The sequence below is a fragment of the Saccharomonospora iraqiensis subsp. iraqiensis genome, from assembly GCF_000430445.1.
Taxonomy (GTDB): Bacteria; Actinomycetota; Actinomycetes; order Mycobacteriales; family Pseudonocardiaceae; genus Saccharomonospora; species Saccharomonospora iraqiensis.
The window spans coordinates 123,285-137,069 of sequence record NZ_KE387035.1; the positions used below are offsets into that span (position 1 = coordinate 123,285).

Genomic DNA, 13,785 nt, shown 5'->3' on the forward strand with positions numbered 1-13,785 from the left:
CGAACGGCACCGCCGTGACCGTCCCGGACAGCCGCCACCCCGCCGCGTCGGGCCGGAGGGTGCAACCGGTGGGTGCGGCGGCGTCCGGCAGTGCCACGGCGAGCACCTGCCGCCCCTGGATCACCGGCACCAGCCTGCGCTCCAACACCGCGCCGTCGCCGAACTCCGCCAGGGTCGAGGCCGCCGCCGCGATGGTGGACAGGTACGGCACGGGCGCCACCGCGCGGCCCAGCTCGATCAGTACCGAACACTGCTCCAGGACGCCGAATCCCCCGCCACCGACCGACGCGGGCAGCGCGGCGTCGAGAATCCCGGCCCGGGCGAGCTTCGTCCAGAGTGGTCGGTCGAACCCGCCGCTGCCGTGCGCCCCGGACGACGCCGCGGTGTCGTGGTCACCGACGATGCGGCGGGTGAGCCCGGCGAGGTCGTTCTGGGCCTCGGTGAGCGAGAAATCCATGGACCGTCCCTTCGCTGCGATCGCGCCCCGTCGCGTCGCTCGTCGCCGTCCGACACTAACCGGGCCGCACCCGGTGGCGGAAGTGCCGCGACGGATCCGTTTCGGACAGCGGGACCGGGCTCCTGCCGGGATCGTCGGTCGTGATCTACTCCCGCCCGGGAGGTACCGATGGACGCGAACAACCGACCGGACCAGCTCGACTCGCCCGTCGTCGCCAGGATCATCAAGTACGGATCCCGGGTGCAGACGTGGGTCTACCGCGCCACGGACGGCCGGCTCGGCGGGAAATGGCGGATCGGTTCCGGTTTCCGCAAGCCCGTGCCGACCCTGCTGCTCGACCACCGGGGCAGACGGTCCGGCCGCTGGTTCACCACGCCGCTGCTGTACCTGGACAACGGCGCGGATCTCGTCGTGGTCGCCTCGCAGGGCGGGCTGCCCCGGCACCCGCAGTGGTACCGCAATCTCCTCGCGCACCCGGACACGGTCGTGCAGGTCGGCGGGGAGGTGCGGCCGGTCCGGGCGCGCGTGGCCACCGGCGACGAACGCGCCGGCCTGTGGACGCGCCTGGTCGACCTCTACGCGGACTTCGAGACCTACCAGGCGTGGACGGACCGCACGATCCCGGTCGTCGTCCTCGAACCACGCCGACCACCGGTCAGCGGGTGACCGGCAGGCCCAGGGTCGTGGCCGCGATGAGGTCACGCTGGATCTCGTTCGTGCCGCCGCCGAAGGTCAGGATCAGCGCCGAGCGGTGTGCGCTCTCGATCCGGCCGCGCAGTGCGGCGCCCGGTGAGCCGTCCCGGACCATGCCCGCCGCACCGAGGACCTCCATCAGCAGCCGGTAGGCCTCGGTGGCGAGTTCGGTGCCGAACACCTTCGTCCCCGAGGACTCGCCCGGCCCGAGCTCGCTCTCGGCGGCGGCCCAGGCCACCTTCCAGTTGCGCAGCTTGAGGTACTCGGTGTGCGCGTGGACGCGGGCCAGGTGCATCCGCACCCACTCCGAGTCGATCATCCGGCCGCCGCCGGGGTGGTCGGTCTCCCGGGCCCAGTCGGTCACCTCGGCCAGTGCCGCCTGCAGCGGTGCGGCGGAGGTGAGGGCGACCCGTTCGTGGTTGAGCTGGTTGGTGATCAGCGGCCAGCCCTCGTTCTCCCCGGCGATCCGCGCGGAGACCGGCACGCGGACGTCGGAGTAGTACGTCGCGCTCGTGCCGGGCCCGGCCACGGTGTGCACCTTCGTCCACGAGAAGCCCTCGGCGGTGGTCGGGACCATGAGGATCGACAGGCCCTTGTGCCTGCGTGCGTCCGGGTCGGTGCGGGCGGCGAGCCACACGTAGTCGGCGTACTCGATGAGGCTGGTCCACATCTTCTGGCCGTTGATCACGTACTCGTCGCCGTCCCGCACGGCGCGGGTGCGCAGGGCGGCGAGGTCGGTGCCCGCCTCGGGCTCGGAGTAGCCGATGGAGAAGTGCAGCTCGCCCGCGGCGATCCGGGGCAGGAAGTGCTCCCGCTGCTCGTCGGTGCCGAACCGCAGGATGGTCGGGCCGACGGTGTTCAGGGTCAGAAACGGCACCGGGACGCCCGCGATCGCCGCCTCGTCGGTGAACACGAGCTGGTCGAGCATGGACAACTCGCGGCCGCCGTAGGCCTTCGGCCAGCCGAGGGCCAGCCACCCGTCCCGGCCGAGCGTGCGCACGATCTCCTTGTAGGCGGTTCCGTCGCCGTACTCGCCGCCCTCGCCGGTCAACCCTTCGCGGCGGTCCGGCGTCATCAGTTCGGCGAAGTAGGCCCGCAGTTCGTCGCGCAGCTGCTGTTGCTCCGGTGCGTGGCTGATCCGCATCTGTTTCCTCCGCTCGGCCGTTGGAAGGGCAGGGACCCTCGCCCGGCCGCAGTGTAGAACACGTTCTACTTGGAGGACACCGGTCGCGACGTGCGTCCGTCGTCCGGGTGCGTCCGGGGCGTGGTCGCGTCCACGAACTAGAACATGTACCTATTCATGTGATCGCTTCTTCTGCGAAAAGCCTGCTCAGGGGCCAAGTTACCGGTGTGAATCGAGTATTGATTCATGCGAGAATAAGTTCTACTCTTGCGGTCGGGTGAGGACCGGTGACGGGCCCGGCGGGCCCTCCGGGACTCCTGCGGCCGGGGCACCGGCGGCGGAGGCGACGCGTATGGAGGCGAGTTCATGACCCTGACCGTGCAGCCCTACCGCGAGTCCGTCGGGCTGAGGACGGGCCGGCTCCACATCGGCGGGGAGTGGGTCCCCGCGCGGGACGGCGCCACCTGGACCCACATCCATCCGGCCACCGGTGAGGAGGTCGGGGACATCGCGGTGGCCTCGGCGGAGGACGTGGACGACGCGGTGGCCGCCGCCCGGCGCGCCTTCGACGCGGGGGAGTGGTCGAACGCCAGGGCGGGCACCCGCATCGCCGTGCTGCGCCGCACGGCGGAACTGCTGCGCACCCACGCCGACGAGCTCCGGCGGCTGCAGGCCCTGGACAACTCGGTCCCGGTCTCGTTCGGCAGCGTCTACGCCACCTCGGTCGACGTGGCCGCCGACGCCTTCGACCACCACGCGGGCTGGGTGGACAAGATCGGCGGCCAGACCCTGCCGCCCTACCAGGGCGGTGACCACCTGGCGATGTCGTTCCGCGAACCGCTCGGGGTGGTCGGGGCCATCCTGCCGTGGAACGCACCGTTCCTGCTTTTCGCGCAGAAGGTCGCCCCCGCGCTCGCCGCGGGGTGCACGGTCGTGCTCAAGCCGTCCGAGTACGCCTCGTTCACCGTGCTGCGGATGGTCGAGCTGCTGTTCGAGGCGGGCCTGCCCGCGGGCACGCTGAACGTGGTGACCGGCACCGGCGACCCCACGGGCGAACGCCTGATCACGCACCCGGACGTGGACAAGATCAGTTTCACCGGCAGCCGGGAGGTCGGCGGCCGGATCGTGGAGGCCTCCGCGGGCACGCTCAAGCGGGTGTCGCTGGAACTCGGCGGGAAGTCCCCCGCGCTGGTGTTCGCCGACGCCGCCGACGTCGGCGTCGCGGCGGCGACCACGGTCGGCGCCGTCACCCTCGGCCTGTCCGGCCAGGCGTGCGTGTCCAACACCCGGGCGCTCGTGCAGCGCGAGGTCTACGACGAGTTCCTCGCCGCCGCCGAGGGCATGGCCGCGGCGGTCACCTACGGCGACCCGTTCGACCCGGCGGTGATGTCCGCGCCGCTGATCAACGGCAAACAGCTCGACCGTGTGCTCGGCTACATCGAGCAGGGCCGCGCCGAGGGGGCCCGCCTGGTGACCGGCGGCGAACGGCTCGGCGGCGAGTACGCGGCGGGCAACTTCGTGGCCCCCACCATCTTCGCCGACGTGGACAACGGGTCCACGATCGCCCAGGAGGAGATCTTCGGGCCGGTGCTGTCGGTCGTGCCGTTCTCCGACGAGGAGGAGGCCCTCGCCCTGGCCAACGACACCCGCTACGGCCTCGGTGCCGGGGTGTTCAGCGCCGACGCCCAGCGTGCCTTCCGGGTCTCCCGCAGACTCCGCGCGGGCACCGTCGGGATCAACGGGTTCCAGATCGAGCCGCACCTGCCGTTCGGCGGGTTCAAGGAGTCCGGACTCGGCCGTGAGGGCGGACAGTCGTCGGTGGAGGCCTACACCGAGCTCAAGACCGTGATGATGCCGCTCGGCGACGAGATGATGTAGCGGCCCGGGTCACGGACGCGCCGGTACGACACAGGCACGGAAGGCAGGCAGGCATGGGCAGGTTGTCCGGGAAGGTCGCGCTGATCACCGGGGCCGCGCGCGGCCAGGGCGCGGCGGCGGCACGGCGGTTCGTCGACGAGGGCGCCCGCGTGATGGTCACCGACGTCACCGACGACGAGGGCAAGGACCTCGCCGCCGGGCTCGGCGACGCCGCGGGCTACGAACACCTCGACGTCACCGACGAGGCGCAGTGGAGCGCGGTGGTGGCGCGTACGGTCGCCGAGTTCGGCTCGCTCGACGTGCTGGTCAACAACGCGGGGCTGCTGCACTTCGCGGAGTTGGAGCACACCGCCCTGGCCGACTACGAGCGGATCGTCCGGGTGAACCAGACCGGCACGTTCCTCGGGATGCGGTCGGTCGTTGAACCGATGACGGCCGCCGGTGGCGGCTCGATCGTCAACGTGTCGTCGGTCGAGGGATTGGCGGGGATGCCGCTCGTGAGCGCCTACACCGCGAGCAAGTTCGCGATCCGGGGCATGACCAAGGTCGCCGCCCTGGAGCTCGGGGACAAGGGGATCCGGGTCAACTCGATCCACCCCGGAATGATCGACACCGACATGGTCCGCACCGCACTGGGCGGCGACGTCGACGCGAGCCCGGCGGTGGTCCGGCTCGCCCTCAAACGGATGGGCAGGCCCGAGGAGATCGCCGCGATGGCGGCGTTCCTCGCCTGCGACGACAGTTCCTACTGCACCGGTGGTGAGTTCCCCGTCGACGGCGGGGCGACCGCCACGCACGCGCTGCGGCTCTAGGGCCGCCCCGGCGCCCGGACGGCGGGTGCGGCGACCTTTCCACGTTCACCGGCGAGCGGCTACGGAGGTTGTATGGGTGCGAGAGCGGGCTCTCCCCCGTTCCCGGGCCACGGGGCGCTGGTCCAGGTCGGCCGGCTCGCCACCCTGGGGTGGGAGGTGGCGCGTGCGATCCCCCGCCGTCCGTTCCAGTGGCGCGAGTGGATCCAGCAGTGCTGGTTCTTCGCCAGCGTCACCATCCTGCCGACCGCCCTGGTGGCCATCCCGTTCGGCGCGGTCATCGCGCTGCAACTGGGCTCGCTGACCCAGCAGATCGGCGCGCAGTCGTTCACCGGCGCGGCCAGCGCCCTCGCGATCGTGCAGCAGGCGTCCCCGCTGATCACGGCGTTGCTCGTGGCGGGTGCCGGCGGCAGTGCCGTGTGCGCCGACATCGGCGCGCGCAAGATCCGCGAGGAGATCGACGCGATGGAGGTGCTCGGGGTGAACCCGATCCAGCGCCTCATCGTGCCGCGGGTGCTCGCCGCGATCGTGGTCTCGGTGCTGCTCAACGGGCTGGTCAGCGTGGTCGGCGTGCTGGGCGGCTACTTCTTCAACGTGGTGATGCAGGGCGGCACCCCCGGTGCCTACCTGGCCAGCTTCAACGCGCTGGCCCAGTTGCCCGACCTGTGGGTCAGTGAGTTGAAGGCCTTCCTCTACGGTTTCGTGGCCGGTGTCGTGGCCGCGTTCCGGGGGTTGAACCCCTCGGGCGGTCCCAAGGGCGTGGGGGACGCGGTGAACCAGGCCGTGGTCATCACGTTCATGCTGCTGTTCCTGATCAATGTCGTGCTGACCGCGATCTACCTCAAGATCGTGCCCCCGAAGGCGCTGTGATGCCGATGTCGGACACCCCCGGGGCCGACCCGAAGGTCGGCGACCGCACCCTGGAGATCATCGCGCGTCCCGGGGCGTCGCTGGAGGGGCTGGGCACCCAGCTCCTGTTCTACGTGCGGGCCCTGGCGTGGGCGCCGCGGACCGTCCGCCGCTACAGCCGGGAGACGCTGCGGCTGCTCACCGAGGTCTGTTTCGGTTCGGGCGGGCTCGCGGTCATCGGCGGCACTCTCGGCGTGATGATCGGCATGACCATGTTCACCGGTCTGATCGTCGGGATGCAGGGCTACGCCGCGTTGGACCAGCTCGGCACGGCCGCCCTGACCGGGTTCATCTCCGCCTACTTCAACACCCGGGAGGTCGCCCCGTTGGCGGCCGGGCTGGCGTTGTCGGCCACGGTGGGCTGCGGGTTCACCGCCCAGCTGGGCGCGATGCGGATCTCCGAGGAGATCGACGCGATGGAGGTCATGGGCGTACCCAGTCTCCCCTACCTGGTCACCACGCGGGTGCTCGCCGGGGTCACGGCGGTGATCCCGCTCTACGCGGTCGGGCTGCTGTCGTCCTATCTGGCCTCCCGGCAGATCACCATCTGGATGTACGGGCAGTCGGCCGGGACCTACGACCACTACTTCAACCTCTTCCTGCCGCCCGAGGACGTGCTGTACTCGTTCGGCAAGGTGCTGATCTTCTCCACGATCGTGATCATGTCGCACTGCTACTACGGCTACACGGCGAAGGGCGGCCCGGCCGGGGTCGGCGTCGCGGTCGGGCGCGCGGTCCGCACCTCCATCGTGCTCGTGGCGGTGCTGGACTTCTTCCTCAGTCTCGCGATCTGGGGCGCGTCGACCACAGTGAGGATCTCCGGATGAGCGCGATGCGACGACTGCTGCTGCGCAGACTCTGGAACCAGGTGCTCGGACTGGTGTTCCTCGTGGTGGTGGCGCTGTTCATCACCACCACGATCGCGGTCTACAACAAGGCGTTCTCGGACGCCGTACCGGTCCGGCTGACGATGGACCGCCTCGGCACCCAGATGCGGACCGGCGCCGACGTCAAGATCCACGGTGTCCGCGTCGGGGAGGTGCGCGACGTGGGCACCGACGGCGACGGTGCCGAGCTGGACCTGGCGCTCGAACCGGACTCGCTGGAGCGGATCCCCGCCTCGGTCACCGCACGGCTGCTGCCCAAGACGCTGTTCGGCGAACGCTACGTCGCCCTCCAGCCCCCCGAGAACGGTGGGACGGACCACCTGCGCGCGGGGGACGTGATCCGGCAGGACCGCAGCGCCGAGGCGGTCGAGGTCGAGCAGCTGCTGTCGGAGACGCTGCCGTTGCTGGAGGCGGTGCAGCCGCAGAAGGTGTCGAGCACCCTGAACGCGATGTCGACCGCCCTGTCCGGGCGGGGACGGCAGCTCGGCGAGACGGTGAGCGACCTCGCCGGCTACCTGGAGCGGATCACGCCGTCGCTGCCGGACATGAAGGCCGACATCAGCGCACTCGCCGACGTCGCCGAGACCTGGGACCGGGCCGCGCCCGCCTTCCTCGACGCCATGGCGGACGCGACCACCACGACCCGCACCCTGCTGGAGAAGCGGGAACAGCTGGGCGCGCTGTACGCCTCGGTGAGCAGCGCGGCGGGCAACCTGGGCGGGTTCCTGGAGGCCAACGAGAGCAACCTGATCCACCTGACCACCACCTCCCAGGAGGTGCTGGACGTCCTGGCGAAGTACGCGCCGCAGTACCCGTGCATGTTCGAGCAGTTCGCGGGTTCGGTCCCGGCGGCCGAGCGTGCGTTCGGCTACGGCACGGACGAGCGCAACCACGTCGTCATCCGGTTCATCTCCCGGGACCGCGGGAAGTACGAGCCCGGCCGGGACGATCCGGAGTACAACGACAAGCGCGGCCCGCGCTGCTACCCGCAGGTGCCCGCACCGGGCAAGTGGCCGCAGTACCCGCCCGGCGGCCCGTTGAAGGACGGGTCGACCCACCCGGAGACCCCGCACGACGACAATCCGCTGCCCGGCCCGGTCAAGGGACTCGACGTCCCGTTCGAGGACTCCTCCGGCACCGACGGGGGCGGGAGCACGCCGGGCGGCGCCTGGCCCGCGAACTCGCCGGCCGAGCAGGCCCTCGTGTCGCTGTTGCAGGCGCCGACGACCGGCGTCGCCCCCGGGGACGCACCGGGGTGGACCTCGATGCTGCTCGGTCCGCTGTACCGGGGAACGACGGTGGAGCTGCGATGAGACGGTTCGTGCCCGCGCTGCTGAAGATGACCGCGTTCGCGGCGGTGACGATGCTGCTCACCGGGGTCCTCGCCGCCACGATCGCGAACACGAACTTCGGGGCGACCTCCGGTTACACCGCCCGGATCACCAGTGCGTCCGGGTTGAACGCCGGGGACGACGTGCGCATCGCCGGGGTGAAGATCGGGCAGGTCACCGACATCGCCATCGCCGACGACAACGTCGCCGAGGTGTCCTTCACCGTCGCGCGCGACCGGGAACTCCCGCGGCTGGTCACCGCCACGGTGAAGTACCGCAACCTGGTGGGGCAGCGGTACCTGTCGCTGAACACCGACGTGGCGGGGGAGGGGACGCTGCCCGCGGACGGGACCATCCCGGTCGACCGCACCGACCCCGCACTCGACCTGACCGCGCTGTTCGACGGGTTCCGTCCGCTGCTGCGCGCCCTCGAACCGGACCAGGTCAACCAGCTCTCCCACGAGTTGATCCAGGTCCTGCAGGGCGAGGGCGGCACGGTCCGCAGTCTGCTGCGGCACATCGGCTCGCTGACCGGCACCCTCGCCGAGCGGGACCGGGTGATCGGCGAGGTCATCGGCAACCTGAACTCGGTGCTGGGCACGGTCAACGAGCGCTCCCCCCGGTTCGCCGACCTGGTCGACACCACCGAGCGGCTGGTGACCGGGCTGGCCGAACAGCGGGAACCGATCGGGGAGGCGGTCGACGGGATGGCCGAGCTGACCGAGGCCACCTCGGGCCTGCTGGAACAGGTGCGCCCCGGGTTGCGGCGCAACGTCGGCGCGCTGAACGACCTCGCCGGTGAGCTGGAGAACTCGGAGCGGACCTACGAGATGATCCTGAAGAACCTGCCGCAGAACCTGTCCAGCTTCATGCGGGTGACCAGCTACGGAAGCTGGTTCAACTACTACCTGTGCGGACTGACCGGCACGATCGGCGTGCAGGCACTCAACATCGACCTGCCGATCCTGCCGCTGCCCGCGACCGACGAACCGCAGAGGTGCCAGGTCTCGTGAAACCGCTCAGGGAACGCAACCAGGCCACGGTCGGCGCCGTGAGCCTCGTACTGATCGTGCTGATGGTGGTCGCGGCCTACCGGTCCGACGAGATCCCGATGCTGAACACCAGCTCGACCTACTCGGCCCACTTCGCCGAGTCGGCCGGGCTCGAGGCCGAGGCCGAGGTGCAGATCGCCGGGGTGAAGGTCGGTGAGGTCGACGAGGTCGAGCTGGACGGCACGCGGGTGCGGGCCACGTTCACCGTCGACTCGTTCGACGCGACCCGCATCGGCGACCGGACCACCGCCGCCATCAAGATCAAGACATTGCTCGGGGACAAGTTCCTGGAACTGACCCCGGACGGGGAGTCCCCGCAGGATCCGGGCTCGGCGATCCCCGTCGAGCGGACCCGGACACCGTTCGAGCTGCAGGAGGCCTTCGACCGGCTGTCCGGCACGGTCGACGAGATCGACACCGGGCAGCTCGCGGACAGCTTCGACGTGGTCGCCGACGTCCTGTCGGACACGTCGGCGCCCATGTCGGAGGCGTTGGGCGGGCTGTCCGCCCTGTCCGAGACGGTCGCCTCCCGGGACGCGGAGCTGGCCCGGCTGCTGTCCAACACCGACGCGATCACCGGCACGCTCGCCTCCCGCAACGAGAAACTGCGCGCCATCGTAAACAACGGCAACCGGCTGCTCGACGAGATCGCCGGGCGGGAGCAGGCCATCGACTCGCTGCTGCGGGGAACGAAACGGGTCTCGCGGGAACTGACCGGCATGGTCGCCGACAACGAGCAGGACCTGCGCCCCGCGCTTCAACGCCTCGACTCGGTCACCGACATGTTGCAGCGGAACCGGGGCAACCTGCAGCGGAGCCTGGAACTGCTGGGGCCGTTCACCAGGACCGGCACCAACGTCACCGGAAACGGGCGGTGGTTCGAGGGCTACATCTGCGGACTGCTGCCACCGACGATCAATGTGGACGGTGCGGCGTTCAACCCGGGCGGGTGCGACCCGGAGATGGCCGCGCCGAACCAGGGTGTGGAAAGCGGGGGCCGATGACAGCCGGGAGCAGGGCCGCACGGTCGGTGCGGAGCTGGATCGCGATCGGGTGCGTGGTGGCGCTGGTGGTCACGGGCTCGGCGTGGTGGGTGCTGCGCGACACCGGGGAGACCGCCTTCTCCGCGTACTTCGACAAGGCCGTGGGCCTCTACGAGGGTTCGTCGGTGCGGGTCCTCGGCATCGAGGTCGGCACGATCACCGCGGTGGTGCCGGAGGGGGACGACGTCCGGGTCGACATGACGGTGGAGCCCGACGTCCCGATCCCCGCCGACGCGGGCGCGGTGGTCGTCGCGCCGAGCCTGGTCAGCGACCGGTACGTGCAGCTGACGCCGGTCTACGAGTCGGGGCCGGAACTGTCCTCCGGTGCGGTGCTCGGCCGGGACCGCACGGCCACGCCGATGGAGATCGACGATCTCTACTCAACCCTGGACGAGCTGTCCCGCACACTCGGCCCGGACGGCGCCAACTCGGACGGGGCCCTGTCGGACGCGCTCGACGCGGCGGCCGAGAGCATGGACGGCAACGGCCGCGACCTGAACACGACGATCACCCGCATGTCCGAGCTGGCCACGACGCTGGACGACTCGAAGGGCGAGCTGTTCTCCACGGTGCGCAACCTCGGGGAGTTCACCGAGGTGCTGGCCGACAGCGACGCCGCGGTCGAGGAGTTCTACGGCAGGCTCGCCGAGGTCACCGACCTGCTCGCCGACGACTCGGACGAGGTCGGGGCCGCGCTGTCCGACCTCGGCACGGCGCTCGGCGAGGTCCGGCGGTTCGTCGAGGACAACAGCGACCTGATGACGTCCAACGTGGACAAGCTCGCCGGGCTGACGCAGACCCTGGTCGACGAACGGGCGTCGTTGGCCGAGACGATCGACGTCGCGCCCACCGGGTTGAGCAACTTCATCAACTCCTACGACGCCAACAGCGGCTCCATCGCGGTCCGCTACAACGCGAACGAACTGACCAACCCGCTGGTGACCACGGTGTGCCGGCTGGTCGGGCTCGCCACACCCGACGAGGTGCCACAGACGCTGAACAAGCTCTGCGAGGTCCTGGCCCCGGTGGTGGACGGGGCGACCGGGGTGCCGCCGATCTCGGCACTGGTGTCCGCGATGCAGAGCGGTGAGCTGCCCCCGCTGCCCCTGCCGGTGATCGCGGCGGGTCCACAGCAACGGTGACCGCCGGAAAGGCAGGGACGATGACCCAGGCGACACACGCACCGGGACCGGAACCGGCACGGCCGCGGCCGCGGCGGAGGCTGCGCAGGCTCGCCGCGGCACTCGGCGTCACGCTGCTCGTGGCCGGGTGCGCCGACGGTGGCTTCTCCGGCCTGTACACCGCGCCGCTGCCCGGCGGGGCGGACCTCGGTGACGACCCCTACCGGGTGACCGTGGAGTTCCGTGACGTCCTCGACCTGGTGCCGCAGGCCTCCGTGAAGGTGGACGACGTGGCGGTGGGCAGGGTCGAGCGGATCACGCTCGCCGAGGACACGAAGTCGGCGGAGGTGGAGCTCGCGATCAACGGCGGGATCGCGCTGCCCGCCAACGCCGATGCCGAGCTCCGCCAGTCCAGCCTGCTCGGCGAGAAGTTCGTGGAACTGTCGCCCCCGTCCGCCGGGGAGGAACCGGCGGGGCGGCTGTCCGACGGCGCCACCATCCCGTTGGCGCGCACCGAGCGGCACGCCCAGGTGGAGGAGGTGCTCGGGGCGCTGTCCCTGCTGCTCAACGGGGGCGGTGTCGAACAGCTGCGGGAGATCGTCCGGGAGTTGAACACCGCGCTGACCGGCAACGAGGCCGAGTTCCGCGCACTGCTGTCCCGCGCCGACCACCTGGCCACCGAACTCGACGGACAGCGCGGCGAGATCGTGCGCGCCATCGAGGGGGTGAACGACCTCGCCACGACGCTGGACGAGCAGTCCGACGACCTCACCCTGGCGCTCGACCACCTGGAGCCGGGCCTGGCGGTGGTGGACGACCAGCGGGACCAGCTCGTCGGCATGCTCGGCTCGCTCGACGAGCTCTCCGGTGTGGGCAGCAGGGTGATCGAGGCCACGCGCGACGACCTGGCGGCCAACCTCGCCTCGGCGGCGCCGGTGCTGGAGAAGCTCGCCGAGACCGGTCCGGACCTGGCCGAGGCGTTGAAGCTGCTGCCCACCTACCCGATCCCGGCGTTCGGGCACCGGATCGTGCACGGGGACTACGCCAACGTGGGCGTCCGGCTGGATCTCAACCTCGATTCGGTACTGGAGAACATTCTCGGGGCCTACCTCCCCGCGGAGGCGGGCGGCCCGACGGATGCTTCCGACGGGCCAGACACCGCCGGGACCGGCGGGGAGTCCGGGGACGGTACGGACGCCTCCGTGCCGCCGCTGCCCCTGCCCGGCACCGCGGAGCCGGACACCGGTTCCCGGGACGAGGCCGGGGGCGACGTCGGGGGACTGCTGGGCGGCCTGCTCGGAGGGACGCGATGAGACTGACCGGTCGGAACAAGGTGCTGCTGCTCGTGTTCGGGCTGATCTCGGTGCTCGCGGTCGGCTACGCGGGCGGGAAGTACGCCGGACTCGACCGGCTGGTCAGCGGCCGCGGCTACCCCGTCCACGTCGAGCTGGGGTCCTCCGGCGGCATCTTCGAGGGCGCCGAGGTGGCCTACCGGGGCGTGACCGTGGGGCAGGTGCGGGCGCTGGAGCTCGACGGCGACGGCCTCACCGCGGAGCTGGACATCGCCGACGACGCACCACCGATCCCGGCCGACACCGACGCCGTGGTGGCCAACCGTTCCGCGGTCGGGGAGCAGTACGTGGACCTGCGCCCGCGCCGCGACGGCGCGCCCTACCTCGAACCCGGCGCGGTGATCCCCCGGGAACGCACGGACACCCCCGTCATGCCGCACGACCTGCTCGCCGGAGCGCACGATCTGCTGTCCAGTGTGGACCCCGAGTCGGTGCGCACGGTCGTCGACGAGGCGCACGAGGCGTTCCGCGGGGTGGGGCCGGACCTGCAGCGTCTGCTCGACGCGACCGGCTCGTTCACCGCGGCCGCCCGGGAGAACCTGCCCGAGACACGGCAGCTGCTCGCGGACGGTCGCGTGGTCCTGCAGACCCAACGGGAGCAGGGCGACGAGCTGCTGCGGATCGCCGACGGGTTCTCCGAGATCGCGGGTGCGCTGAAGGAGGCGGACCCGGACCTGCGCACCGTGGTGGACCGGGCGCCGGGCCTGAGCCGGGAGGTCGACGAGTTCCTCGCCGAGACCGGCACGTCCACCGGCGTGCTGCTGGCGAACCTGCTCACCACGACGCGGATCACCGCCGCGCGCACCGACGCGGTGGAGCAGCTGCTGGTCGCCCTGCCGATGGCCTCGGCGTTCTCCAAGTCGGTGTCGTCGAACGGTGAGGGCCACCTCGGGCTGGTGCTGAACTTCTTCGATCCCCCATCGTGCACGAAGGGTTACGAGACGACCCCCAAGCGCGGGGCCGACGAGACCGAGGACGTGCCGCCGAACACCGAGGCCTACTGCGCCGAACCCCCCGGCAGCCCGATCTCCGTGCGCGGCGCCCAGAACGTGCCGAGGGCGGACGGGTCGCAGCGGAACCCGGGCGTGGCCGACGGCGGCCCCGACGCCGGCACGGGGTCCGGGGACGGC

At 71.1% G+C, this 13,785-nt stretch carries 13 protein-coding genes; 11 read left to right on the forward strand and 2 right to left on the reverse strand.

Features of this window, described 5'->3' with window-relative positions; genetic code table 11:
- On the reverse strand, positions 1-457 hold a 457-nt coding region (locus ACTIR_RS21115; protein WP_034237764.1), incomplete at its 3' end, for an acyl-CoA dehydrogenase family protein.
- Positions 458-625: 168 nt separating this feature from the next.
- On the opposite strand from ACTIR_RS21115, the gene ACTIR_RS0101575 reads away from it, so the two are divergent.
- Positions 626-1,123 carry a nitroreductase family deazaflavin-dependent oxidoreductase gene (locus ACTIR_RS0101575; protein WP_026452975.1) on the forward strand — a complete coding sequence of 166 codons (498 nt, stop codon included), beginning with the start codon at positions 626-628 and terminating at the stop codon, positions 1,121-1,123.
- Here ACTIR_RS0101575 and ACTIR_RS0101580 read toward each other — a convergent pair.
- On the reverse strand, positions 1,113-2,294 hold the full coding sequence (locus ACTIR_RS0101580; protein ID WP_026452976.1) for an acyl-CoA dehydrogenase family protein: 1,182 nt from the start codon (positions 2,292-2,294) through the stop codon (positions 1,113-1,115). The two genes, ACTIR_RS0101575 and ACTIR_RS0101580, sit on opposite strands and share 11 nt — an antisense overlap.
- Positions 2,295-2,639: 345 nt before the next feature.
- Between ACTIR_RS0101580 and ACTIR_RS0101585 the strand changes: the two genes are divergently transcribed.
- The 10 genes from ACTIR_RS0101585 to ACTIR_RS21120 form a co-directional block, all read left to right on the forward strand.
- A complete protein-coding gene (locus ACTIR_RS0101585; protein ID WP_026452977.1) occupies positions 2,640-4,151 on the forward strand; it encodes an aldehyde dehydrogenase family protein in 1,512 nt (503 codons plus the stop codon).
- A 53-nt stretch (positions 4,152-4,204) separates the two neighbouring features.
- The gene (locus ACTIR_RS0101590) at positions 4,205-4,963 is read left to right on the forward strand and encodes a glucose 1-dehydrogenase (protein WP_026452978.1); all 759 of its coding nucleotides are present in this window, start codon (positions 4,205-4,207) and stop codon (positions 4,961-4,963) included.
- A 72-nt stretch (positions 4,964-5,035) separates the two neighbouring features.
- Positions 5,036-5,830: an MlaE family ABC transporter permease gene (locus ACTIR_RS0101595; RefSeq protein ID WP_007024622.1), complete on the forward strand. Its 795-nt coding sequence runs from the start codon at positions 5,036-5,038 to the stop codon at positions 5,828-5,830.
- The gene (locus ACTIR_RS0101600) at positions 5,830-6,696 is read left to right on the forward strand and encodes an MlaE family ABC transporter permease (RefSeq protein WP_199285548.1); all 867 of its coding nucleotides are present in this window, start codon (positions 5,830-5,832) and stop codon (positions 6,694-6,696) included. Before ACTIR_RS0101595 ends, ACTIR_RS0101600 begins: the two co-directional genes overlap by 1 nt.
- On the forward strand, positions 6,693-8,069 hold the full coding sequence (locus tag ACTIR_RS0101605) for an MCE family protein (RefSeq protein ID WP_026452980.1): 1,377 nt from the start codon (positions 6,693-6,695) through the stop codon (positions 8,067-8,069). Before ACTIR_RS0101600 ends, ACTIR_RS0101605 begins: the two co-directional genes overlap by 4 nt.
- Entirely contained in the window at positions 8,066-9,100 is a 1,035-nt protein-coding gene (locus ACTIR_RS0101610) for an MCE family protein (protein ID WP_026452981.1), read from the forward strand. The genes ACTIR_RS0101605 and ACTIR_RS0101610 overlap by 4 nt, the downstream gene beginning before the upstream one ends.
- Positions 9,097-10,143: an MCE family protein gene (locus tag ACTIR_RS0101615; RefSeq protein WP_026452982.1), complete on the forward strand. Its 1,047-nt coding sequence runs from the start codon at positions 9,097-9,099 to the stop codon at positions 10,141-10,143. Before ACTIR_RS0101610 ends, ACTIR_RS0101615 begins: the two co-directional genes overlap by 4 nt.
- Entirely contained in the window at positions 10,140-11,324 is a 1,185-nt protein-coding gene (locus tag ACTIR_RS0101620) for an MCE family protein (RefSeq protein ID WP_026452983.1), read from the forward strand. The genes ACTIR_RS0101615 and ACTIR_RS0101620 overlap by 4 nt, the downstream gene beginning before the upstream one ends.
- A 20-nt stretch (positions 11,325-11,344) precedes the next feature.
- Positions 11,345-12,616, forward strand: a complete 1,272-nt coding sequence (locus ACTIR_RS0101625; RefSeq protein WP_084789273.1) for an MCE family protein — start codon at positions 11,345-11,347, stop codon at positions 12,614-12,616.
- A partial coding sequence (locus ACTIR_RS21120) for an MCE family protein (RefSeq protein WP_052583675.1) occupies positions 12,613-13,785 on the forward strand: 1,173 nt, incomplete at its 3' end. The genes ACTIR_RS0101625 and ACTIR_RS21120, both read left to right, overlap by 4 nt.